Here is a 23,598-nt window from a genome sequence, read left to right on the forward strand (position 1 = left end):
CCCTAGAATGCCTCCCTGTGGATAACTTCAGCCAGGGACGCCTTCACCATGAACATAGAACTGCTTATTGCCGGTATCGTCGTGGTCATCATCGTCGTTGGCCTGGTGGGCTGGATGGTTGGCGTCTACAACGGGCTGGTCATGCGGCGTAACGATGTGGATAAAGCCTTCGCCAACATCGATGTGCTGCTCAAACAACGCGCTGATCAAATCCCCGACCTGATGCGCGTGGTGCAAACCGCGATGAACCATGAAAACGCGCTGTTCACTCGCCTGAGTGACGCGCGCACGCAGTACCTCAACGCCAGCAGCCTCAACGATAAGGTTGAGGCGTCCAACCAGCTCAATGCGGCGCTCAAGTCGGTGATTGCAGTGGCGGAGAATTACCCCACTCTGATTTCGGGGCCAAACATGGTCGAGTTGCAGCACGCCATCTCGGCAGTGGAGGAGCGCATTGCTGACCGGCGTGAGTTCTTCAATGAGTCGGTAAACCTCTACAACATCGCCATTGCGGTGTTTCCCGACCTGTTTTTCGCGCGGATGCTCAGCTATCAGCGCATCCCGTTGTTGGCGATCAGCGCCGACGAAACCCGCTACGACGGCGTGAAGCTTGAGGTGCCGGGCGCATGAAAACCACCCAGGCGGGCGTTGTGGTGAAAAAGCCCAAGTGGAAAACCCTGCTGGGGCTGGTGTTTCTCGCCGGTTTCATCGCCTTGACGGTGTACGCGCCGAACATCCTGATCGCGCTGTTTTTCCCGATGTTTATTCTGATCGGCCTGCTGGTCAGCTTCGGTCCCAACTTCTACAAAACCGAGCAGCGCCTTGCTACCAGCCAGATTCGCTCGCTGGCCATGGGGCTGGTGGAAGTGCGCGGCAAGGTCATTGCCGACAAGACGATGCTGTCGCCGGTGCTGGGTAAGCCGTGCGTGGGTTACGTGTGGATTGTCGAGCAAGGCACGAAAGACAAGGACGGCGACTGGAGCTGGAGCCGGGTGTCGGGCGAGGCGCGCTGCAACGACTTCCGGCTGCGCGATGCGAGCGGTGAGGTCGGTGTGATTGCCGAGGGCATCGACCTGTTTGGCAACAAATCACCTGACGAATACGAGCTGATGGGCAGTTCCCGACGCCAGGGCGAAATCCTGCTCGTCCAAGACCTGGACGTGATGCTGATCGGCGATGCCTGCGAGCAGGCTGGCCAAACAGTGATCGCCCAAAGCAAGCACCCGAAGGCCGTGTTCGGCGTGGCGTTGACCGAGGACGTGGAAAACCGTCGAGTGCTGGCGCCGTTGTGGCGCGCCGGTGGCTTCTATGGCGCGGTGGTGGGCCTGCTGGGGGTTGGCATCATGGCCATGACCCCCGCGCACTTCGCCCAACTGCATTTGCCCGGCCCCGAGACGTATCAACAGATGGCGGGGCAGGGCCCGCTGTATCAATTGCTCGCCTGGCTGTACCGCGAAGGCGGCTTCCCGATTCCCTTCATGGCCGCGTTCGGGTTTTTCCTGACGCTGATCGTGGTGATCATGGCGACCCGGCTCGTACTGCCCAAGGGCATGCGCATCGCCGTGGCGCGGGTGTTGGGAGCGTGGACCGGGTTGGGCATGGTCATCGGCGGCGTGGTGACGCTGCTGTTGTTCGTCGCCCATGTGGATGTCATGAAGCTGTTTCTGGTGTGGATGTTGATCCTGCTCGGCACCCTGGTGTTCTCGCTGTTTGAGCAACGCAAGATGGGCGTGGCCTATCAACATTTTGCCAAACGGGTGGGCAAAGGCAGTTTCAGCGACGAAGACGCCTGATCAGGGCACAAACTCCACTTTCAACCCACGGCTGGCGCTGCGCCCCTGATCATCGCTGACCCGCAGCCGGTATTCTCCCGACTTGCCCGGCCGCCAGTTCAGCGTGGTTTGTGGCGGGCCCTGGCCGATCAGGGTCTGGTCGGCAAACCAGTACAGCGTTGCGGTATCGCTGGCCGCGTTGGCATTCAGCGGGATGCTTTCCTGGGGTTGGGACAGACGCAACTGATAACTCACTTGCGTCAATGGCGAACGGATTTGCGGCGCTTCGCTTGTGTCGCTGATGCGATTGGGCTGGCAGTTTTTCATCACAGTGGGCGGCGTGCGTCGCGGCAGGCCCGCGGCGCGATACAGCCGTTGCACATCACTGGGCCAGAACTCGAAGACCTCTTCACGGGTGTATTGCGCCTCGAACGGCGGGCACGCTGCCTTGCCCGTGCGGGTGTCGATCAGCACCGGGCGGTGCAGGTTGGACACGCGAATCGGCGACACGCCGGGGATGTACCAGGTCTTGCGGGTTTGCGGGCACCAGCGGTTGGGCAACTCACCGGAGGCGGCGCAAACGTCGATGCGCACCAGCCCGGCGGGCGGTTTGTCGGGCTTGATCACCACGTTGGGCAGGGCCAGGGGCAGGGCGTCGGCGATACGGAAAAACAGCGGCGCGGCGGTCTTGGCGCCGATGAACGCCGGGTTTGGCCGGCCATCGAAGTTACCCACCCACACCACCAGCACATACGGGCCGACCAAGCCTGCGCTCCACGCATCGTGAAAACCCCACGAGGTGCCGGTTTTCCATGCCGTGCGCCAGTGTCGGCCGGGTAAACCGTCCGGGCGTGGATTGCGCCGCAGCATGTCGCGCACCATAAAAGCGGCTTGCGGTGTGAGCAGTTGCGCGCCAGTGGCCTGCGGCTGTTCCTGCACATAGCGCAACGGCCGCAAATGCCCATCACCGGCCAGCATCACGTACAGCCGCGCCAGTTCCTCCGGCGTCATTTCGCCGCCACCGAGGGCCAGGGCCAGGCCGTAATGGCTTTCATCGCGCAGGCCCTTGATGCCGGCGCGCTGCAGCAGGCCATACAAAGAAGGCGATTTCACCTGGCTGGCCAGCCACACCGCCGGGATATTGCGACTACGGATCAACGCGTCCCGCGCCGTCAGTGGCCCGACAAAACTGCCGTCGAAATTTTCCGGCTGGAAGTAGCCGAAGTTACTCGGCAAATCCTTGAGGATGCTCATCGGGTGAATCACGCCCTGGTCCAGCGCCAGCCCATACAGGAACGGCTTGAGCGTCGAGCCCGGCGAGCGCCGCGACAGCACGCCGTTGACCTGGCCGTGGATGCTTGTGGATAAGTAGTCCGCCGAGCCCACCAGTGCTTTCACGCTCTGGTCGCGGCTGTCGATCAGAATGGCCGTGGCATTTTCCACGCCGGTACTGCGCCGTTCGGCGATAAAGCCGCTGATCAGGCGCTCGAGCAATTGCTGCAACGGCAGATTCAGCGTGCTGTTGATTTCATTGCCGTCCAGCGACGCCAGCAGTTGTTCGCTCAGGTGCGGTGCCAGAAACGGGATTTGCTGGCGGTTGCGGGCTTCGAGGGGCAAGTCCAACAAGCTGTCGTTACGCGGGTCTTGTGGATAAGTTTCGCGCCAGTCCGCCATCAAGCGCAGCCGCGCGTGTTGCAGCGATGGCCCGAAACGCGCGCGCCGCCCCGGCTGCTGCGGAATCACCGCCAGCGCCAGCGCTTCGGACAATGACAGTTGCGCCGCCGACTTGCCAAAGTAGATGCGGCTGGCGGCCTCGGCGCCTTCGATATTGCCGCCCATGGGCGCCAGGTTCAGGTAGGCCTCAAGGATGTCGTGCTTGCTGTAACGCGCTTCCAGCCACAGCGCCAAGGCCATCTGCTGCAACTTGCCCGGCACTTGGCGGGTGTTCAGATCCCACAGGCGCCGCGCCAGTTGCATGCTCAAGGTCGAGCCACCCTGGCGCTGGCCGCCACTGTAAGTGGCCATGGCCGCGCGCAGCAACGCCGGGGGATTGATCCCCGGGTGCCAGTAGAAATTGCGGTCTTCCTTGAGCATCAAGGCCTCGACCAATGACGGTGACATACGCTCCAGCGGTAGCCAAAGCCGGTATTGGCCGTCGTCCGCCAGCGTCATGCGCAACAGCGAACCGTCGTCAGCCAGTACCACCCGCGACGAGGTCACCGCTTGCTCCAGCGGGGCATGCGGCCAAAGCCGCAGCCCCGCCAACAGCACCGCCGCAGCCAGCAGCGGCGTCAGGCGTTTACGGCTTGGTAATTTCAAGCTGGCCTACTTTGCCGCGCCCTTGCAGGGTGGTTTCGTACATGCCTTCGGCGTAGGCCGGTGGCGTGTTGAAGGTACCTGCGTTGGTGGCGCGCACGCGGTAAACGAAAGTGCCTACGTCACGCAGTGCGGTGCCGTACAACACCACCCGGTCATCGCGTACGTCCACATAGTCCGGCTGCCAATTGCTCAGCTCGGTTTCGCCGATCGGTGCCTGCCAGGCGTCGGCCTCTTCGCCGTCTGCGGTTTCCACGTACTCGGAATCCTCGCCTTCACTTTCCTCGGTGCTGGCGGCTTCCGGCTCGGGCGGCAAGTTATACACAGGCTCGACGCCGCCCGGCAGCAAGTCGACCACGGCCACTTGCTGCACCTGGTCACGGTCGGTGGCGCGCAGGCGCAGACGCACCAGAAACTCATCGCCCACCGCGACTTTGCTCACTGGGTCGCCCTTGAGGTCAAGGTACTCGTGGATGATCTCCAGGCCATTGGTGATCGGCTTAAGCTTGGCGCCCTTGTCGAAACCGGCTTCGCTGAGCATGTAGAAGGCGGCCGGGCCGTCGGTTTTCTCCATTACCAGCTTCTGCGTGGCGCCCGGTACGGCGGCGCGCGGTGGCTGACCGGCCATTTCCAGCAATTGCTGTTGTTTGTCGCCCAGCCAGGCGGTGGCCTTGAGGGTCATGTCGCTTTGTGCGCGCTGGCCATAGTTGTCGAGGGCGCGCAGCAACAGGGCCGCCGACAGCGAGTTGTAACGCTGCTCGTTAAGGCGCTTGCCGAGTTTATCCAGCAGTGCCGTCGGCACATCGTCCAGCAGCTCGGGGAAGTGACGCGCGAGCAGGTGCAAGTGCTCGGCATCGTGCACCAGCGGGTCGTAATACAGACCGTCGCTGTCCCACTTATCCACAAGCGAGCGCCACGGGATTTTGCGGAACAGTGCATCCGCTTGGCGATCCTGCTTGAGCAGCTTGTAGCTGGCCGCCAGGTACGCGGCGCCCAGATCGTTCTGCCATGTGTCTTTGAAGTAGCTCTCGTAGCGCTCGCGGATATCGCTCAAGGCGCCGCTCACCAGAATCCCCTGACGGCTGAGCAGGTAGCTGGCGTACGCGCGGTTGCGCAATTCCGACAGGCCTTCGCTCGGGCCGTTGGCCAGGTCCGTCAGATAAGCATTCGAGCGCACCAAAAGGTCTTCCGGCACCGGCAGCCCGCGCTCCTTGGCTTCGATCAGGAAGTCGGTGGCGTACAGGCTTGCGTACGGCGCCACATCCGGGTTGGCCGCCCACAAGCCAAAGCCGCCGGCCCCGTTCTGACGCTGGCGCAGCATGCGTACTGCACTGCTGAACGCCTGCTCGGCTTCGGGTGCATTGCCGCCCCAGATCAACGCCGGCATGGCCTTGGACACCAATTGCTCGGTGCAGGCGTAGCCGTAGTCATCCAGGTAATGCTTGAGACCGTTGGCCCACACCAGCGGCGAGGCGGCGACGCCCAATTGCACGTCGCGCAGTTGGCTGAACAGCTCGCGAGTGGGTTTGAGCTCTTTGCTGGCGCTGTCGAAACGGCCCAGGCTCAGGGCCACGCGGTGCTCGCTCAGCGGGCGGATCGAGGTGGTTTCCGCCACCTGGATGCGCTTGCCGTCCGCCAGCACCGCGACAAAGCGCAGGTCCGCCGAGCCGAGGGTGTCACCCACCTTGATCTTGAACTCGGCGGTGCCTTCCTTGCGCGGTTGCAGCGACAGGGTGCTGCCCTTGTCGCCCTGCACGACCAGCCCGGCGCTGGTCTGCAGTTCAAATTTCACGTCGGCCGCGGCATCGAGGTTGCTGAACACCCCGGCGCTGACGCTGAACACATCCCCCGGCGCCACAAAGGCCGGCACGTTTGGCGTGATCACAATCGGCCCGCGCACCTCGGTGTTGGCTTCGCTCACGCCGACGCTGTCGGCATCCACCGCCACCGCAAACAGGTGCAGCTTGCCGTTGAAGCTGTCCGGCACCTGGTAATGCAGCACGGTTTCACCGGCGGGCAGGTCGACCAGGCCCGACCACCACGCCACGGGCGGCTGGTGCTTACGCTTGAACGGGTTCAGGTGGTTGGCCAGGGCGCCTTCCGTATCACCACCGGGTGCTGCCCCACTGAGCAGGCGGCTGAATTCCGGCAGGATCAGGTCAAGAATCTGACTGGTGCCGACCTCCAGCGCACGCTTCTGGAAGAAGAAGCCCAACGGGTCCGGCGCCTGGTAGCGCGCCACTTGCAGGATGCCTTCGTCCACTGCGTACACCACCGCGCGGCCCGGGCGGTCGGCGGTGACCTTGATGTCCAGTGTCTGCCCCGGCTCGATCTTCGCCGGGCCTTCAACCTTCAACGCCATGCGCCGCGCGTCCAGGTTGATACTGAACGGCACCACACCGTAAGACAGCGGGCTCATGTACACCTCGGCCGAGCCCATATCGCGCACAAACTGCACGTTGACGTAGGCATTGCCCTCAAGCCCGGCCGGTACGCGAATGTGTTGCACGCTGTTGGTGCTGTCGGCCTTGAACCACTGCTGGGTGTAGACCTTGTCACGCTCGATGGTGATCAAGCCCGCGCCGGTGTACGGCGCGCGGATGCTGATCGCAATGTCGTCGCCCGTGGCGTAGCTGCGTTTATCCAGGCGCAGTTGCAGCTCGGCGTTGCGCTCCAGCGAGCGCGAGGTGTTGCCACGGCCGGCCACGCTGTAGTCGATCTGGTTGAGCAGGTTGCCGTTGGCGTCTTTCAGTTGCAGGGTGAAATCCCCCGGCGTGCCGGTGTTCAGGGCCTGCTTGGCGCCTTCTTTGGTCATCGCCAACGGTGAGGCGGGCTGACTGATGTTCTTGATGCGCGACTCGTATTTGTAGGTGCCGTTGGACTGTTTCACCAGCACCGACACATAACGATGTTCAACCACCTCCGTGGTCAGGCCGTCGACTGCCAATGGCGAAAGGTCCGGCGCGACGGCCAGCCATTGCACCTGGCGCGGCGCATCTTTGGCGACGTATGACAGCGAATCCTGGCTTTTCACCCCGACGAGGTAAGGTGCGGACGACACCAGCAAGGCACTTTGCGCCGCCACGTTGCGCCCGCCTTCGGCTTCGAACACCTGGGTCATCACTTGCAGGCGGTAGGTGCTGTTGGCGAAGCGCTGCAGGTTGAGGTCGAGCACGGCCTGGCCGTTGTCGTCCACCGTGGTTTCGGCCAGGTCTTCGGTGCTGGCTTCTTCCAGGGTATCGGCGAGGCGGAAACGGTAGTCCGGGTAACGCTCGAATGCCGCGAGCGTCGGGCTCAGGGACATTTTCGCGGTGACGCGCCGGCCCGACGCCGGGGCGCCGAACAAGTGCATGGCGGTGACTTTCGCCACCACCTGATCCGGTGGAATCCAGCCCTGCACAGGGGTGTCGTGCAGGCTCAGGCTGACTTTCATGCGGTCCGGCTCAAAGTCGCGGACCTTGAAGCTGACGCTGCCCAGATCGGTGCGGGTTTGTTTCTCGCCGATCAACTGCAAGGTCGCGGTGTAATCCCCGGCGGGGGCGACTTCGCTGCTGGGGAAATCAAAGGTTTCAAAACCGCTGGCGGACAGCTTCAGCGGCTGACGAATCACTTCCAGACCACGCGGGTCGGTGATTTGCAGCTCCACCGGCAGGCCTTGCAGGGCGCCTTTCCAGTTGCCGCTGCGCACGATCATGCCCAAGTGCGCGGTCTCGCCAGGGCGGTATAGCCCGCGGTCGGTGAACAGATACGCGCTGAGGCGATCAATCGCGCCGTCTTCTTCCAAACCGCCTACATCAAAGCGCGAAAAATCCAGCTGCTGGGAGCGGCGGGCAATGGGCAGGAACGACTGGTCATTGCCGCGCGTGACTACGTACATCAGCGGCGTTTTCTCACGGCGCAGTTCGTCCAGCTTGGCGAAATGCGCGTGGCCCTCGGCGTCGGTGCGGCCGCTGCTGACCGGCAAGCCATTACGGCCAATGATGTCGACCTGGGCGTCGGATACCGGTGAACCGTTGCCGATGGACTGCACATACACATCATGGCTGCCATCGCTGGAGCGCTTGGCGATGATGCCCAGGTCCGTCACCACAATGAAACGCAGGTCGCTGGTGCTGCTGCGGTCGTACTCGAAAGTACGCTCGGCCGGGTCATCCTGGGGGCTGAGCTTGAGCACGAAAATGCCGCGTCGTCCGCCGTTGGCGGTGAGGTAGTGGCTCAGGTCAACGTTGTCGTAGACGGTTTTCGCCGGGTCATTCGACGACAGCGGAATATCCAGAGACTGGCGCTCAACCATGCGGTCGAAATATTCATTGCCGAAGTTGGGCCGGGCAAAGCTGCCGCTGCTTTGGTCCACCAGATGTTGCAACTGGTTGGGCAGCAAACGGGCAATTTCCACATGGGCACCCGGCACGCCACGGGCCATGAAACCCAGGCGTTTTTCGCCGTTAAGGCTGAGCAAGGCGCCGTCAGACAGGAACTGCAAGGTGCGCGGGTAGGCCGGCATGCTGATCAACGACGCCGTAGGATTCTTCGCCAGGTAGCCGCCAATGGCTTCCAGGTTAGCCGGCACGCGCACGTACAGCGCACGGCCTGCCGGGGCCTTGAATTTGAAGGCGTGCTGGGTGTTCAGCGGTTCGACGCTGGGCACGTGGGTCAGTGTGACCTTGGTGCTGCGGGCGAGCAGGGCGTCGTCGATGTCGTTGCTGGTGTAGGGGCGCGTGTCGTCCTGGGCTTTTTCCGGCAGCAGCCAGGCCTGGACCTTACCGGCGATGGTCTCATCGGCTACAGCGCTGGAGCTGCTGAACAACAGCACCGGCTCCGGCTCGCCACGTTCGTTGTCGGCAAAACTCACTTCGGCGGCGGTGAAGGTCAGGCGATAACGGCCGGGCACGGTGACTTCCGACACCAGCGGCGCGGTGCTGGCGTTGCCGCCGTCGCGGGCCTTGATGCCTTCGTCGAGTTTGGCGCTGACCGGCGTGCTTTCCAGCGGCGTGGCCAGGGCAGCGGAGCGCACGTAGGCGTTGAGTTTTTTCTCGTCGAAGGTGATTTCGGGGCGGTTTGGCAGTTGCGCGTCGCGGTAAGCCAGGCCTTTGCCGAGGGTTACGGTGACGCGTTTGCGCAGGTTTTCTTCATCCACCGGGTGGGAAAAGTGGAAGGTCGCCACCAGCTGTTTCAGCGTCGGGTTGGATGGGTCCTGATACAGCTCGTTTTGCGCCAGGGTGGCGCGGAACGGCTGTGTGGAAAACTGGCTGGTGTACTGGCCGAGCAACACGCCGTCGGCCAGCAGGTTTTTCTTGGCGAGGTCGAGGGTGTAATGGGCGTCGATGGGCCAGTCTTTTTCCGGCACGAACTGCAAGGTGCGGTCATCAGACCAGCGCCAGGTTCCGGCTACGCTCGGTTTGAGCGTAATGCCTTCGGTCACCGGCTTGCCAATCGCGGCCAGCGGGGCCACGGATTCGGCGAAGCGCACCTGCAGGTTATCCACAACCGGGGGTTGTTGGGTGTAGTCGGTCAGGTTCGGTTTGTGCAGCGAATAGCCCACGGTGTGGGGTTGCGGCAGGTGGGAATACCACTGCCAGCCGTAGAATCCGGCAGCGGCCAGCAGCACCAGGCCCAATACACCGGCGCCCGCCTGGCGTGGATAAGCGCGAGCTTTGCGCCCCAGGTTCGCCAGGCCATGGCCGATGGCACGCAGCCAGGACGGCGGCTGCCATTGGCCGAAGACGGCCCTCACCACAGTCAATAACGCACCGGCAACACGGCGGCTGATCGCTTTCAACGAATCGAACATGGTGAGCATCCCTGGCTAAGTGCGGCGTATCTTACACGCGTCTTTGATACAAAAGATGACGTGGATACACCGACCCGATCAGGCGTGCTGCACAAAGGTGAGGCGTACTGCAAAACCGATCAAAAGGCTGCCGAACAACCACTGCTGCACCCGTTGCGCCGAGCGATTGCGCGCCAGCCACTGGCCGATGCGTGCGCCGGCCAGGGCGTAGCAGCAATCGAACATAAAGCCGAACGTCACCAGCACCGCGCCGAGCAGTGCGAACTGCGCCGCGACCGGTCCGGACTGCGGGTTGATGAACTGCGGCAACAGTACCGAGCAGAACAGCAGCGCCTTGGGGTTGAGCAGGTTTGTGAGCAAGCCACGCTGGAATGCTGCGCGCCAGGCGTGGGCCGTTGCGGTGGTATTCGTCGAGTCGAGGTCGGGCAGCATGTTGGCCCGCAGGCACTGCACGCCCAGCCACAACAAATAGGCCGCGCCGCCCAGGCGCACCACATCAAATGTCCACGGTGCGACCTTGAACAGCGTCGCTAAACCCATGCCGGCCAACATGACATGGCACGCCCGGGCCAGCCCCAGGCCTATCGCTGTGGTCAGTGCCAGTGCCTTGCCCTGACGCGCGCCGGTTTGCAGCAGCAGGATCATGTCGGGCCCCGGCAGCAGGTACACCACCGAAAGCGCCACTAGAAATAACCAGAGTTCTGCCATGTTTCACCCCCTTCAAATGTTGGCTAATTCTAGGGTTGAAGGGCGGGGCAGGTGCTTGCGTAGTCAGCCAGAAAAGCGTCTAGTCTTGGCACTATCTGCCAATCATTACCATAACGGCCATTCACTTATGCCAAATCTTAAGCTTGATGCCTTTGACCGCAAGATTCTTGAAGCCCTGCAACGGGATGGCCGCTTGAGCAATGTGCAGCTGGCGGATGAGATCGGCCTGTCTGCTTCACCTTGCCTGCGCCGCGTGCGCCTGCTCGAAGAGGCCGGGGTGATTCGCGGCTATCAGGCCACGTTGGATCGCGACGAAGTGGGCCTGGGGATGATGGTGTTTGTGGGCGTGAAAGTGGAGCGGCATAACGACACCGAGGCCAACGCCTTTCGCGAAGCGGTGACGGCGCTGCCCGAGGTGATCTCGGCGTTTCTGGTGTCGGGGGAATCGGATTTCCTGTTGCAGGTGGTGGTGCCGGATTTGCGCGGCTATGAACGGTTTGTCACCGGCAGCCTGTTGAAGCTGCCGGGGGTGAGGGATATTCGCAGCAATTTCGCGATTCAAACGGTGAAAACCCCAGGCGCATTGCCGCTGGGGCATTTGCCGGGCTGATGACCTACTTGAAACCACCCCGAACCCTGTGGGAGCTGGCTTGCCTGCGAAGGCGTCGGCACAGTCAACATTGATGCCGGCTGACACTCCGTCATCGCAGGCAAGCCAGCTCCCACAATTAATTTACGTGGGGTTGAGGGCCGTGTTAATCAGGTCCACCAGTAGCGCACGAGGTGGAAGAAAATCGGTGCGGCAAAACACACCGAGTCCAGCCGGTCCAGCATGCCGCCGTGGCCCTCTATCATATGCCCCCAATCCTTCACGCCCCGGTCGCGCTTGATCGCCGACATCACGATGCCGCCGGCAAAGCCCAGCAGGTTGATCAGCAGCGCAATCAGAAACGACTGCCACGGGTTGAACGGCGTGGTCCACCACAGCGCCGCGCCGATCAGGGATGACAGCAGGATCCCGCCAACAAAGCCTTCGACGGTTTTGGACGGCGACAGGTTGGGCGCGATCTTGTGTTTGCCGAACAGCTTGCCGCACACGTACTGCAGCACGTCCGACAGTTGCACCACGATCACCAGATAAGCGATCAGCAACAGGTTGCGGCCTTCGTAGCCGGGGATGTCGAGGGTCAGCAGCGCGGGCACGAAGGACACGCAGAACACCGCGATCATCAGCCCCCATTGCACTTTCGACGCGCGTTCCAGGAAGTGCGTGCTGTCGCCACCGAGGGACGCGAGGATCGGCAGCAGCAGGAACACGTAGACCGGAATGAAGATCGAGAACAGCCCGTACCAGTCCGAATAAATCAGCAGGTATTGCACGGGCAGCGCCAGGTAAAACGCGGCCACCAGCGCCGGGTAGTCGCTGCGGCGGGTGGGGGTGAGGGTGAGGAATTCGCGCAGGGCGTAGAACGACACGGCGTAGAACAGCAGGATCACCGCGCCGGTGCCGAGCCAGAAGGCGATGCCGATGACCACCACCATCACCCACCAGGCGTTGATGCGCGCATTGAGGTTATCGATCACCGCGTTGGGCGTGCCGCGTGTGCGCAATTTGAGGATCAGGCCGATCAGCGAGGCGAGCACCAGGATCGCGCCGATGCCGCCGAATAACATCAGGGTTTGGCTATCCATGTCAGACGTGCTCCGGGGCGAGGGCGAGCAAGGCGTCGCGGGTACGGGCGAGGAAGGCGGTTTTGTCTTCGCCTTCCTCCAATTGCAGCGGCGCGCCGAAGCTGGTGGTGCACAGCAAAGGCAGCGGTAGCACGCGGCCTTTAGGCATGACGCGGTTGAGGTTAGCGATCCACACCGGAATCAGTTCGGCCTGTGGGTAACTTTTCGCCAAGTGATACAGGCCGCTTTTGAACGGCAGCAGGCCGTCTTCCAGATTGCGCGTGCCTTCGGGGAAGATGATCAGTGAGTCGCCGCCTTCAAGTGCGGCCAGCATCGGCTGCAATGGGTTATCCACAGGGTCTTTGCGCTCGCGGTCGATCAACACGCCATTGAATACGCGGTTGATGATGTAGCGGCGCAGCGCGCTTTTGTTCCAGTAATCGCTGCCGGCCACCGGGCGCGTGAATTTGCGCAGGTTCTGCGGCAACGACGCCCACAGCAACACGAAGTCGCCGTGGCTGCTGTGGTTGGCGAAGTAGATGCGCTGCACCGGCACGGGCGCACAACCGAGCCACAGGCTGCGGGCACCGGTGACGGTGCGGGCCATCGAAGTGATAAGCGTGGCGACCACGGGTTCGAACATGGGAATTCCTTATCCGGCGAAAGGCAGCCAAGGGCTGGCGAGGATCACGGCCAGGGTCAGCAACGCTTGCGCGCCCAGCAGCCAGGCCTGTTTGCGCAGTAGTTTGAGCGCGCCGCGGCGACGTTCGGTCCAGGGCCGGCCAACGCGCTTGGCCGATTGCAGGCCGAGGGTTTGCAGGGCCTGGTCGAGGTCCGGGGTTCGCTCGGTGTCCCGGGCCAGCAGCGTGAACAGGTCAGCATCGAAGGCCACGCGCAATGCCCAGTACTTTTGCAGCAGCCCGAGGACAATCATCCACAGCGCGAGCAGCAGGCAGATGGTGGAAATGCTGGCCATCAACAGCTGCGTCAGGCCGAACAGAAAGCCGAGCAGCGTCAGGCCTGTGGATAACTGATCCAGCGAGCGGCCACGACGCAGCAGGCTGGCGACGACCTGCAGTTCCATATCAGCGGGCATGGGGCAAACCCTCCAAAGCTTTACGGTGAGCGGGGTGCAGGACCACACGGGCCCGTGCTTTACGAATAATAGCCAGCGCCTCGTCGATGGTTGCCACGCGCCCGCTGTGCAGCAGCCAGGCGGCGACGGCGGTGGCGCTGCGCGAGTAACCAAGGGCGCAGCACACCAGCAGCGGGCCGTTGGCGCGCAGGCGTTCGATGGCTTGAGCGGCTTGCAGGCATTCGTCCGGGGTCGGGGCGACAAGGTCCAGCACGAGGATGGACTGATAAGCGCGGCCCTGTGGATCAATCGGCAGTTCGGCGCAGAGATCGACGATTGCCTTGAACGAACCCTGTTCATTCGCCGCAGGAATTCGCCCGAGCCAAACGTTATCCACAATCAAGTCGGGTTGTGGATGCTTACGGGTCCACAGGCGTGAATTTAGCCACGCGCCTGCCAGATAGGGCGCGTACAGCCAGCGTGCGGCGGGGGTCAGTTGGCCATCGGCACGCTTCTGAAAGCCGGATGCTCCGAGCACAAAGTAATTGGCCTTGATCAAGCCGAGGGAAACCGCCGGCCAAAGCAACCATAACCACCCGCCGCGTAATACGAAGGCAAGAACCACCAGCACCAGCGCGCCCAGCCCATAGCGCGCGCCGAGCCGCCAACGCTGGGGATCGCGCGTCAACCGGCCATTCAGCAGCGGGCTCCGGTGCTCGATCGGCCACAACCACACGCAAAGCCAGCCGGCGAGGGCGCCTGTGGGTAAGTCGATAAAGTGATGTTGATAAGTGGTCAGCACTGAAAGGCCGATCAATGCGAACCAGCCATGCACCAGCAGGCGCCAGAAGCCCTGGGTGTGGCGCTGGTACATCACCCACAGGATCACCAGCAGCGCGATATGCAGCGACGGCGCCTGATTGAAGGGTTTGTCGAACCCCGCCAGCACCGCAAACAGCCAGCCAAATACGCCATCCAGCTCCGGCCGTTCGAAGGTAAAGCGCAGCGGCCAGATCAGGAAGCAACTCACCGCAATGACTTGCGCACTGAGCAGGCGCAGCGCGTGTTGTTTCAGCTCATGCCGGGTATTGGGCAGCAGCAGGGAAAACCCGTAGAGCAGGTCGATGGACCAGTACGGCACGATGGTCCAGGCCCAGAACGGCATATGGGTTTCCCAGCCGAACACCAGCGTGCCGACGTCGCTGCGCTGGCTGGTGACCCACGTAGCGAAACCGTAGGTGCTGAAAAACAGCGGCGCCAACAGCAGCAGCCAGAGGACCGCCGGTTTCAATAGGCCGGGTTCGCGCATGTTCAGATCTTCTGCGCCAGGGACACGCTGAAAATGCCCCACTCATCCACACGCTGGGTGATCTTGCGAAAACCCGCCGCTTCGACCAATTGATCCATTTCCGCCTGGCTACGGCGGCGCATTACCCAGGCCTGGCCCTGGCGGTGGCTGGTCAATGCACGGGCGATCAACTCCAGTTGCGGGTGCCACGGCTGGCCGGTGTAGACCAGATAACCGCCGGGCTCTACGGCTTCGGCAAGACCTGCCAACGAGCCGCCGACCATGGCGTTATCGGCGAATAACTCATACAAGCCGGACACCACTGCCAACGTCGGCTTGGGGTCCAGCGCTGCCAAATCCAGGCGGTCAAACGCATCGCCTTTGACGAACTGTGCGATATCCCCCAGGCCTTTTTCGCGGATCAAGGCGCCACCGTCGCACACGTTGATGTCGCTGTAGTCGCGCAGGAGGATCGATTCCGGCAGCGGCGACATGCCCTGCAAGGCTTCGAGAATATAGCGGCCGTGGCCGGCGGCGATGTCGACAATGCGCACTTCACGGTCATCCCCACGCAACCTGGCCATGGCCAGGCGCAGCAATTCTTCGACATTCAGTTTGCGCTGACGAATCCCGCGCCAGCCGATGGAGTTGAGGTAGTTGGTATCGATCATCCGCCCCAGTCCGCCCTTGCCGGTGGGTTTGTTGCGGTACACATAGTCCAGGGTGCTGCCGGAGTCGAAGCCCGTGTCGAAGCCTAGCTTGACCCCGTCCGACAGGTTCTTGCCCAGGCCCATGCTGGCGCGGGTCATGCGCCAGTACAGGTCGCGCAAGGAGTTGCGCGGCAGCGGCGCGGCGAGGGCTTCGGACTCGGCGCAGGTGGCGCCCAGTTTGTCGGCGTCCAGCAAAGACGCGCGGTCCAGCGGCTGCGTGAAGTTCTGCAGGATAAAGCGCTTGGCGCTGCTCACGGCCACCGCGCGGTCGCGTTCGCCGAGGGTGTCGTGGAAGAACCCGGGAAGAATGTGCAGCTCTTTTTTCAGGCTGCCGAGGCGGTCGAAAAACTGCTGCTGGGGCTTGCGATGGACCACGAAGTCCGAGCCGGAAATCAGCAGCTGAGTCGGTACCTGAATCGCTTGGGCGTCGGCTACCACCCGGTCGGCGGCTTCGTACAGGCCGAGCAGCACATTCACCGAAATGGCCTTGGTAATCAGCGGGTCGCTGTCGTAGGACGCCACGCGCTGCGGGTCATGGCTGAGGAACTTGGCCTTGACGTAACTGTTGACGAAAAAATTGCCGCGAAACCTGCGCATCAACGCCAGGCCGGGGCGGGCGAAGGGCACGTAGAGCTTGACCTTGAACGCCGGGGAGGCCAACACCAGCGCGCGAATCTTCGGCGCGTAGTCGTGCACCCAGGTCGCCGCAATCACGGCACCGACGCTTTGAGCGATGACGGCGATGTTTTCTTCTTCGATGCTGTACGTGGTGCCGATGTGGTCGCAAAAGGTTTGAACGTCGCGGGCGCTGGTGGCGAAGCTGGGGCTGTCACCGCGTTCGCCAGGGGATTGGCCGTGGCCGCGGGCGTCCCAGGCGAAGAAGTCGAATTGCGCCAGGTCGAGTTCATCCACCAGGTGGGCGATGCGCCCCGAGTGCTCGTGGCCGCGATGGAACAGCAGGATCGCCTTTCGCGGCTCATCACCCTGTGGGGCGGTGGCCGGCCAGTGCCGGTAGAAAAGCTCAACGCCATCATGGGTACTGAAGGTGTGCTCTTGCTGTTCACGCATCGCAAAAATCCTTATGCAATCGGAGGGGTGGGTACTTCTTTGAGGCCTTGGCGCACGCGGTTGACCAGGGTGTAGGCGAGCAGGGCGGCGACCAGCCACATGACGGTGTCGACCCAACCCGCGCCGAGCCAGCCCAGCGCCACACCGGTGGCCAGCACGCCGAGCACGAAGGCGCGATCACTTTTGCCCATCGGCCCGTCGTAGCGCCGTGAAGCACCGACCATCGGCCCAAGTACCCCGGCGTATTCGCTGAACACGGCGAGCAGCGCCACCAACAGCACCGGCGCCAGGTTCACGCCGGGGATCAGCGCAAAGGGCAGGATCAGCGCACTGTCGGCGATCACGTCGCACAGTTCATTGAGGTAGGCGCCCAGGCGCGACTGCTGGCCGAATTCACGGGCGAGCATGCCGTCGATGGCGTTGAGGGCCATACGCAGGATCATCCACAGCGGAATCAGCGCGAACAGCCAGAGGTGCTGGGCGAAGCTGGCGATCAACAGGCCGACCAGCAGGGAAACCACGCCGGCCAGCACGGTGATCTGGTTGGCGGTGGTGCCGTTGTCGTAGAGGCGCTGCACGAGGGGGCGCAGCAGGTTTTGAAAACGCGGCTTGAGCTGATAGATCGAAATCATGGGGGGTGGCGCTTCCTTGTCCGTGAACCCGCGAAAACTGTTTTGGAGTGTGCCGATTAATCGTGGCCTGCACCAGTGATGGCTCGTGTTTCTGGGGGTTTAATCACGGTCTGCTACACACCGCACTACAAATGTGGGAGCGGGCTTGCCCGCGATGGCGACCTATCAGGCAAAACCTCTATAACTGACCCAGCGCCATCGCGGGCAAGCCCGCTCCCACAGGGGTTTTGTGAGGTTTGCGAACAAAAATTTCACGCCCCGTGTTATATCGTAACGAATTGTGTACATGTGGGCGTTGAGTGGATGCAAGTGGATCTAGAAGCGGACGGCGCCTCGGTCGAGGGCCTTGCGCGTTTTCAACAGGGGTTGTTTCACGCCCGCAGGCTCCGGCAAGCCGGTATTGGCCTGACGGCCCTGGCGGTGTGCGGCTGGGTGCTGGCGCTGTTTGTCGCGTTGTTTGCGCCGTTGTCGATTTGGCCGGTGGTGTTGATCAACTGTGCATCCGCCTTGCTGGTGCTGGTGGCCGGATTGCAGTCCGCGTGGTGGGTCGCCGATTGGCGCGCCCAGGCCCTGGAAGAGCCGACGACTGAAGTCGTCGAACTGCCGGTGGAAGAGTCAGGCCTATACGCGCGTCTTGTAGGGCGTTTCGGCAGCGGCTTGATCGCGCAGATCGGCGCGCCGGTGCTCTGGCTGGTCGGCTGGTCGTTGCTGGCGCTGGTCAGCATCCTCGAATTCTGGAACCTGGCGTTGCCCGCAGCCGCTGTCGGGCAGTCCGCCAGCATCGGCGCCGCGCTGGCCTTGGCCCTGGCGTTTGGTTTGCTGGTGTTCGAGCGCCGCCTGGCGCAGGAAACCGCCGCGCAATGGCCGGAAGCCTCGCAACTGGCGCAATTGAGCCGGGTAGCGATTGTGAGCCTGGTGGCCAGTGCGATTTGCCTGCTGTTCGCCAGTGCGGACTCGGTCTGGCCGTTACGCCTGGCGGTGTTGATCGGCTTAATGCCAGGCCTGGTCGCTGTCGAATTTTTGCTCAGGGCCGTGCTGTCATTGTTCAGCCCGCGCCAGCCGCGTGTCGAACCACGCCTGATGGCGCACAGTTTTATCGCCGGGTTGCTGCGCTGGCCGCCGCAACCTTTGCAGGCGCTGCAGCATGAATTGCACAACCGCTTTGGCATCGACCTGCGCCAGATCTGGGCATTCACCTACATGCGCCGGGCATTTTTACCGGTGTTGCTGGTGGTGTTGGCTGTCGGCTGGGCGCTGACCGGCGTGCACGAAGTGCCGCTGCAGGGCCGTGGGATTTACGAGCGTTTTGGCAAGCCGGTCGAAGTGTTCGGCCCCGGTTTGCATGCCGGGCTGCCGTGGCCGTTGGGCCGCGTACTGAATGTGGAAAACGGCGTGGTGCATGAACTGGCCACCAGCGTCAGTGAAGCCGCGGCGCCTGAATTGGCGCCCGCCGAGGGCCCGGCGCCAACCATCGCCAACCGGCTGTGGGACGCCAGCCATGTGAATGACAAATCCCAAGTGATCGCCAGCAGCAGCGGCGACAAGCAGGGCTTCCAGATCGTCAATATGGATGTGCGTTTCGTCTACCGTATCGGCCTGACCGATCAGGCCGCACTCGCCGCCACCTATAACACGGCCGACGTACCGACGCTGATTCGCAGCACGGCCAGCCGCATTCTGGTCCACGATTTCGCCTCGCGCACCCTCGACGAGCTGCTCGGTGAACAACGCACCCGCCTGGCCGATGAAGTCGGCCGCGCGGTACAGGCTGACCTGCAAAAACTCGACAGCGGCGTGGAAATCCTCGCCACGGTGGTGGAAGCCATTCACCCTCCGGCGGGCGCGGCCAACGCTTACCACGCCGTGCAAGCCGCGCAGATCGGTGCCCAGGCGCTGATCTCCCGCGAGCGCGGCGCGGCCAGCGAGCAGACCAACCAAGCCTTGCTGCAAGCCAGCACCGCCCGCGATCAGGCCTTGGCCACCGCGCGCGAAGTCAATGCCGGTGCCCAGGCGGCCGACCTGCGCTTTGCCGCCGAACAAAAGGCCTACGCCACCGCTGGCCAGGCGTTCGTGCTGGAACAGTACCTCGGTCAACTGAGCCTGGGCCTGGCCCACGCCAAGCTGCTTATTCTGGATCATCGCCTGGGTGCCGACGGCGCGCCGACGATCGATCTGCGTTCTTTTACGTTGCCGGCCGACCCTTCGGCGCCGCGCAAAGCCGTTCAATAAGGAGTCTGTCTGTTGAGCGCTCATTCTCACGATCACGGTCATCATCATGGCCACCACCATCATCATCACGGTGATGAGCAGGCTGGCGGCCCGTTCCCTTGGCGACGCATGGCCTGGGCGGTGTTGCTGGTACTGTTTGCGGTAGCCGCCGCAAGCCTGGTGCAAGTGCGGTCCGGCGAAGCCACGGTGATTACCCGTTTCGGCAACCCGTCGCGGGTGCTGCTGGAGCCAGGTCTGGGCTGGCGCTGGCCGGCGCCTTTCGAGGCGGCGATCCCGGTGGACCTGCGCCTGCGCACCACCTCCAGCGGGTTGCAGGACGTGGGCACCCGTGATGGCCTGCGCATCATTGTGCAGGCCTATGTGGCGTGGCAGGTGCAGGGCGACGCCGACAATGTGCAACGCTTTATGCGCGCGGTGCAGAACCAGCCGGATGAGGCGGCGCGGCAGATTCGCACGTTTGTCGGCTCGGCGCTGGAAACCACGGCGGCCAGCTTTGATCTGTCCAGCCTGATCAATACCGATGCCAGCCAGGTGCGCATCGCCGATTTCGAAGCGCAGTTGCGCCAACAGATTGATCAACAATTGCTCACCACCTATGGCGTGCGCGTGGCGCAAGTCGGCGTCGAGCGGCTGACGTTGCCGTCGGTGACACTCACCGCCACCGTCGACCGCATGCGTGCCGAGCGTGAAACCATCGCCACCGAGCGTACTGCCGTGGGCAAACGCGAAGCGGCGCAGATCCGCTCCGCTGCCGAACGCGATGCGCGCATTTTGCAGGCCGACGCTACTGTGAAGGCCGCCGATATCGAAGCGCAATCACGGGTGGAAGCGGCGCAGATTTATGGCCGCGCCTACGCGGGCAATCCTCAGCTGTATAACCTGCTGCGCTCCCTCGATACCTTGGGCACGGTGGTCACGCCCGGCACCAAGATCATCTTGCGCACGGATGCGGCGCCGTTCCGCGCATTGGTGGACGGGCCGAAGGACGTCCAGCCATGATCGAGCGTGACGGCCCGGACAGCCCGTGGATCCAGGCCGGGCGCCTGACCTTTCTGGCGCTGTACGCAGTGACGGTGTTGGCGGCGTTGGCCTGGGCGTTTTCCAATGTGCGCCAGATTGACCCGCAGAATCGTGCCGTGGTGTTGCACTTCGGCGCGCTCGACCGCATTCAGAATGCCGGGCTTTTATTGGCGTGGCCGCAGCCGTTCGAGCAGGTGGTGTTGCTGCCCGCCGCCGACCGCGTGATCGAGCGCCGCGTGGAGAACCTGTTGCGTTCAGACACCGCGATTCAGGCCGACCGCGTGGCCAGTTTTGCCACGCCACTGAGCGATGCCCTGGCCGGTTCCGGTTACCTGCTGACCGGCGATGCCGGCGTGGTGCAGCTGGATGTGCGGGTGTTCTATAAGGTCACTGAGCCCTATGCCTTTGTGTTGCAGGGCGAACATGTATTGCCCGCGCTGGACCGCTTGGTGACCCGTAGCGCTGTGGCGCTGGCGGCGGCGCGCGATCTGGACACGATTCTGGTGGCGCGCCCTGAACTGATCGGTACCGATAACGGCGCCGCCGAGCGCCGTGAACGGCTGCGCGGTGATCTGGTGCAAGGCATCAACAAACGCTTGGCCGAATTGGCGTCGACCGGTTTGGGCCTGGGCATCGAAGCGACGCGCGTGGACGTGCAATCGAGCTTGCCCGGCCCGGCGGTGAATGCGTTCAACGCGGTGCTGACAGCCAGCCAGCAAGCCGATAAAGCGGTGGCGAACGCGCGCACTGATGCAGAAAAACTCACTCAGACCGCGACTCAGCAAGCGGATCGTTTGGTGCAAGTCGCCCACGCTCAGGCCAGTGAGCGCCTGGCCAATGCGCAGGCGCAAACCGCAACCGTCGCCAGCCTTGCTCAAGTCAAAGACCCGGGCTTGCTGCCGCGTCTGTACCGCGAGCGTTTGCCGAAGATTCTTGGCCAGGCCGGCTCCGTGACCACTGTCGACCCCAAAGACGACTCCCGTTTGATCATTCAGGGAGCCGAACAATGAGCGCACCCATGCTGACATCCGCCGAGCAGCGCAGTGCTGCCCGGCAACTGACCCTGGCCATGCTGGCTTTGGGGTTATTGATATTGGGCCTGGTGTGGCGCTGGCTGGCGCCGGATCAGAATGGGGTCAGCCAGTTATTGCTGGGCGTGGCTTCCTTGCTGGTGGCCGTGCCGGTGATGCGTTCGGCCTGGTACAGCCTGCGTTTCCCGAGCCTGCATGGCATCACTGACCAATTGATCGCGCTGGCAATGATTGGCGCGTGGGCCACGGGTGATTTGCTGACCGCTGCGCTGTTGCCGATCATCATGATTTTCGGCCATGTGCTGGAAGAGCGCAGCGTGATTGGCTCTCAGGAGGCGATTCACGCCCTGGGCAAACTGACTCGCAGCCATGCGCGGTTGGTGCAGGTGGACGGCAGCATTGTGGAAGTGGATAACGGCACGCTGAACGCCGGCGATATCGTCGAAGTGCGCGCCGGCGACCGCGTGCCGGCCGATGGCGTGGTGCTGTCGGGCCAGGCCAGCCTGGACACGGCGCCGATCACCGGAGAGTCGGTGCCGCTGGAAGCCAGTGAGGGTGTGCAAGTGTTTGGCGGCGCGATCAACCTGGATGGTTTGCTGCGTTTGCAGGTGACGCGTACCGGCGATGAGTCGACCTTGGGCAAGGTCATCGCGCTGATGCAGAACGCTGAGCGCTCCAAGCCGCCGATCACGCGGCTGCTGGAGCGTTATGCCGGCAGTTATATGGTGCTGGTGCTGTTGCTGGCGGCGGTGACCTGGTTTGTGACCAACGACGCCCAGGCGATGCTCGCCGTGTTGGTAGCGGCGTGCCCGTGCGCACTGGTGCTGTCAGCGCCGGCGACGGCGATCGCCGGGATTGCCGTAGCGGCGCGGCACGGGATTTTGATTCGCAGCTCGGCGTTTCTCGAAGAGTTGGCAGACCTGACCTCGTTGGTGGTCGACAAGACCGGCACGCTGACCTTTGGCACGTTGCGCCTGCAATCGATTGAAACCAGCGCACCGGATCGGCAGGTGCTGTTGAACCTCGCCGCCAGCCTCGGCTCGGCCAGCAGCCACCCGGTCAGCCGCGCGCTGGCGGGGTTGGCAACGCAGGAGCAACTGCTCGTGTTGACGGATATTCGTGAGCGTCAGGGCCTTGGGGTGGTGGCGCAGACCGAGCAGGGCGAGGCAGCGTTGGGGCGGCCGGAATTGTTTGAGCAACTGGGCATCGTCACCACGGCTGTTCCCAACCATGATGGCCCGATTGCCGGGCTGGCGCTGAACGGGCAGTTCCTCGCATGGTTGTTGCTGGCTGACAGCGTCAAGCCGGAAGCACGCCAGGCCCTGCAAGAATTGCGCGACCTGGGCCTGGGCCGCCAACTGCTGCTGACGGGCGACCGCCAGAGCGTCGCCGACAGCCTGGCGCTGGACGTCGGCATCAGCGACGTTGAAGCCCAGGCACTGCCGGAAGACAAACTCAACCGCGTGCTGGGGGAGATCAGCAGTGGCTTCCGACCGATGGTGGTGGGTGACGGGATTAACGACTCTCTGGCGCTCAAGGCGGGTGTGGTCGGCGTGGCGATGGGGGCGGGCGGGGCCGACATCGCCCTGGCGTCGGCGGATGTGGTGTTGATCGGCAGCGATTTGCGCCGGTTGGGTACTTGCGTGCGCTTGAGCCGTCAGTGCCGGCAAACGCTGCAGGTCAACGTGATCATCGGTTTGGGCTGGACGCTGGCCATCGTGGTGTTCGCGGCCTTCGGCTGGTTGGGTGCGGCGGGCGCCATGATTGCGGCGGTGTTGCACAACCTCAGCACCTTGCTGGTGCTGGGTAACGCCGGGCGTTTGCTACGCTTTCAGGAGCCGCTGTTGAAGCTGGATGAATAAGTGATTCAGAGGCCCGATAAAAAATATTTAGAAATATTTGCGGCGAGCTGTAACGCTGATGAGGGACCTCACTCTAGTGCTATGTCGAGACTGAACAATCCGTTCAGACCGACTCCACTACCGATCATGAGGAATACAAAAATGAACTTCAAATCCGCTGCTGCTGGTGCCGCCCTCGCAATGGCCGCCGCTACCATGTTTGCTGGTGTTGTCACTCAGGCTCAAGCCGCTGACACCTCCGTGCACTGCTACGGCATCAACGCCTGCAAAGGCCAGAACGACTGCAAAACCAAGGACCACGCCTGCAAAGGTCAGGGTTCTTGCAAAGGCCAGGGCTTCAAAGTTCAAGCCAGTGCTGATGCCTGCACCAAGGCTGGCGGCAAAGTCGGCGAATAACCGGCACCGAGTGCTCCCGCAGCGGATGC

At 63.0% G+C, this 23,598-nt stretch carries 17 protein-coding genes; 8 read left to right on the top strand and 9 right to left on the bottom strand.

All coding sequences use genetic code 11. The features are described from left to right. Positions 1-48: 48 nt before the first annotated feature. The gene (locus AB4P94_RS06560; RefSeq protein WP_395609891.1) at positions 49-630 is read left to right on the top strand and encodes a LemA family protein; all 582 of its coding nucleotides are present in this window, start codon (positions 49-51) and stop codon (positions 628-630) included. Continuing rightward, positions 627-1,793 carry a hypothetical protein gene (locus tag AB4P94_RS06565; protein ID WP_395609892.1) on the top strand — a complete coding sequence of 389 codons (1,167 nt, stop codon included), beginning with the start codon at positions 627-629 and terminating at the stop codon, positions 1,791-1,793. Before AB4P94_RS06560 ends, AB4P94_RS06565 begins: the two co-directional genes overlap by 4 nt. Here AB4P94_RS06565 and pbpC read toward each other — a convergent pair whose 3' ends face one another. From pbpC to AB4P94_RS06580, 3 genes are all read right to left on the bottom strand, one after another. Next, on the bottom strand, positions 1,794-4,091 hold the full coding sequence (pbpC, locus tag AB4P94_RS06570; protein ID WP_395609893.1) for a penicillin-binding protein 1C: 2,298 nt from the start codon (positions 4,089-4,091) through the stop codon (positions 1,794-1,796). Continuing rightward, positions 4,072-9,879, bottom strand: a complete 5,808-nt coding sequence (locus tag AB4P94_RS06575) for an alpha-2-macroglobulin (RefSeq protein WP_395609894.1) — start codon at positions 9,877-9,879, stop codon at positions 4,072-4,074. Before AB4P94_RS06575 ends, pbpC begins: the two co-directional genes overlap by 20 nt. Before the next feature lie 78 nt (positions 9,880-9,957). Then, positions 9,958-10,587 (bottom strand): LysE family translocator, encoded by a 630-nt coding sequence (locus AB4P94_RS06580; RefSeq protein ID WP_395609895.1) that lies wholly within the window; start codon positions 10,585-10,587, stop codon positions 9,958-9,960. Positions 10,588-10,714: 127 nt separating this feature from the next. Here AB4P94_RS06580 and AB4P94_RS06585 point away from each other — a divergent pair, with 127 nt between their 5' ends. Further along, the gene (locus tag AB4P94_RS06585) at positions 10,715-11,197 is read left to right on the top strand and encodes an Lrp/AsnC family transcriptional regulator (RefSeq protein WP_016978705.1); all 483 of its coding nucleotides are present in this window, start codon (positions 10,715-10,717) and stop codon (positions 11,195-11,197) included. 149 nt (positions 11,198-11,346) lie between these two features. Here the strand turns inward: AB4P94_RS06585 and AB4P94_RS06590 are convergent, their stop codons facing one another. The 6 genes from AB4P94_RS06590 to AB4P94_RS06615 are packed head-to-tail and all read right to left on the bottom strand — an operon-like array spanning position 11,347 to position 17,031. Next, entirely contained in the window at positions 11,347-12,279 is a 933-nt protein-coding gene (locus AB4P94_RS06590; protein ID WP_083356010.1) for a phosphatidate cytidylyltransferase, read from the bottom strand. A gap of 1 nt (position 12,280) precedes the next feature. Continuing rightward, positions 12,281-12,901: a lysophospholipid acyltransferase family protein gene (locus AB4P94_RS06595; RefSeq protein WP_395609896.1), complete on the bottom strand. Its 621-nt coding sequence runs from the start codon at positions 12,899-12,901 to the stop codon at positions 12,281-12,283. Between the two features lie 9 nt (positions 12,902-12,910). Next, a complete protein-coding gene (locus AB4P94_RS06600) occupies positions 12,911-13,354 on the bottom strand; it encodes a hypothetical protein (protein ID WP_395609897.1) in 444 nt (147 codons plus the stop codon). Then, complete coding sequence (locus AB4P94_RS06605; protein ID WP_395609898.1) at positions 13,344-14,642, bottom strand: phosphatase PAP2/dual specificity phosphatase family protein; 1,299 nt, start codon at positions 14,640-14,642, stop codon at positions 13,344-13,346. Before AB4P94_RS06605 ends, AB4P94_RS06600 begins: the two co-directional genes overlap by 11 nt. A gap of 2 nt (positions 14,643-14,644) precedes the next feature. Beyond that, positions 14,645-16,399, bottom strand: coding sequence for a bifunctional alpha/beta hydrolase/class I SAM-dependent methyltransferase (locus AB4P94_RS06610; protein ID WP_395609899.1), 1,755 nt, complete (start codon positions 16,397-16,399; stop codon positions 14,645-14,647). Between the two features lie 11 nt (positions 16,400-16,410). Then, positions 16,411-17,031, bottom strand: a complete 621-nt coding sequence (locus AB4P94_RS06615; RefSeq protein ID WP_395609900.1) for a CDP-alcohol phosphatidyltransferase family protein — start codon at positions 17,029-17,031, stop codon at positions 16,411-16,413. A 303-nt stretch (positions 17,032-17,334) separates the two neighbouring features. On the opposite strand from AB4P94_RS06615, the gene hflK (AB4P94_RS06620) reads away from it, so the two are divergent. The 5 genes from hflK (AB4P94_RS06620) (at position 17,335) to AB4P94_RS06640 (ending at position 23,569) form a co-directional block, all read left to right on the top strand. Further along, a complete protein-coding gene (gene hflK, locus AB4P94_RS06620; RefSeq protein WP_395609901.1) occupies positions 17,335-19,260 on the top strand; it encodes a protease modulator HflK in 1,926 nt (641 codons plus the stop codon). 9 nt (positions 19,261-19,269) lie between these two features. Next, positions 19,270-20,259: a protease modulator HflC gene (gene hflC / locus AB4P94_RS06625; protein WP_395611303.1), complete on the top strand. Its 990-nt coding sequence runs from the start codon at positions 19,270-19,272 to the stop codon at positions 20,257-20,259. Further along, positions 20,256-21,290: a protease modulator HflK gene (gene hflK / locus AB4P94_RS06630; protein ID WP_395609902.1), complete on the top strand. Its 1,035-nt coding sequence runs from the start codon at positions 20,256-20,258 to the stop codon at positions 21,288-21,290. The genes hflC and hflK (AB4P94_RS06630) overlap by 4 nt, the downstream gene beginning before the upstream one ends. Beyond that, a complete protein-coding gene (locus AB4P94_RS06635; protein ID WP_395609903.1) occupies positions 21,287-23,173 on the top strand; it encodes a cation-translocating P-type ATPase in 1,887 nt (628 codons plus the stop codon). Before hflK (AB4P94_RS06630) ends, AB4P94_RS06635 begins: the two co-directional genes overlap by 4 nt. Positions 23,174-23,314: 141 nt before the next feature. After that, a complete protein-coding gene (locus AB4P94_RS06640; RefSeq protein ID WP_016971728.1) occupies positions 23,315-23,569 on the top strand; it encodes a membrane protein in 255 nt (84 codons plus the stop codon). The last annotated feature ends 29 nt before the right edge of the window (positions 23,570-23,598 follow it).

The organism is Pseudomonas sp. B22129, assembly GCF_044218875.1.
Classification (GTDB): Bacteria; Pseudomonadota; Gammaproteobacteria; order Pseudomonadales; family Pseudomonadaceae; genus Aquipseudomonas.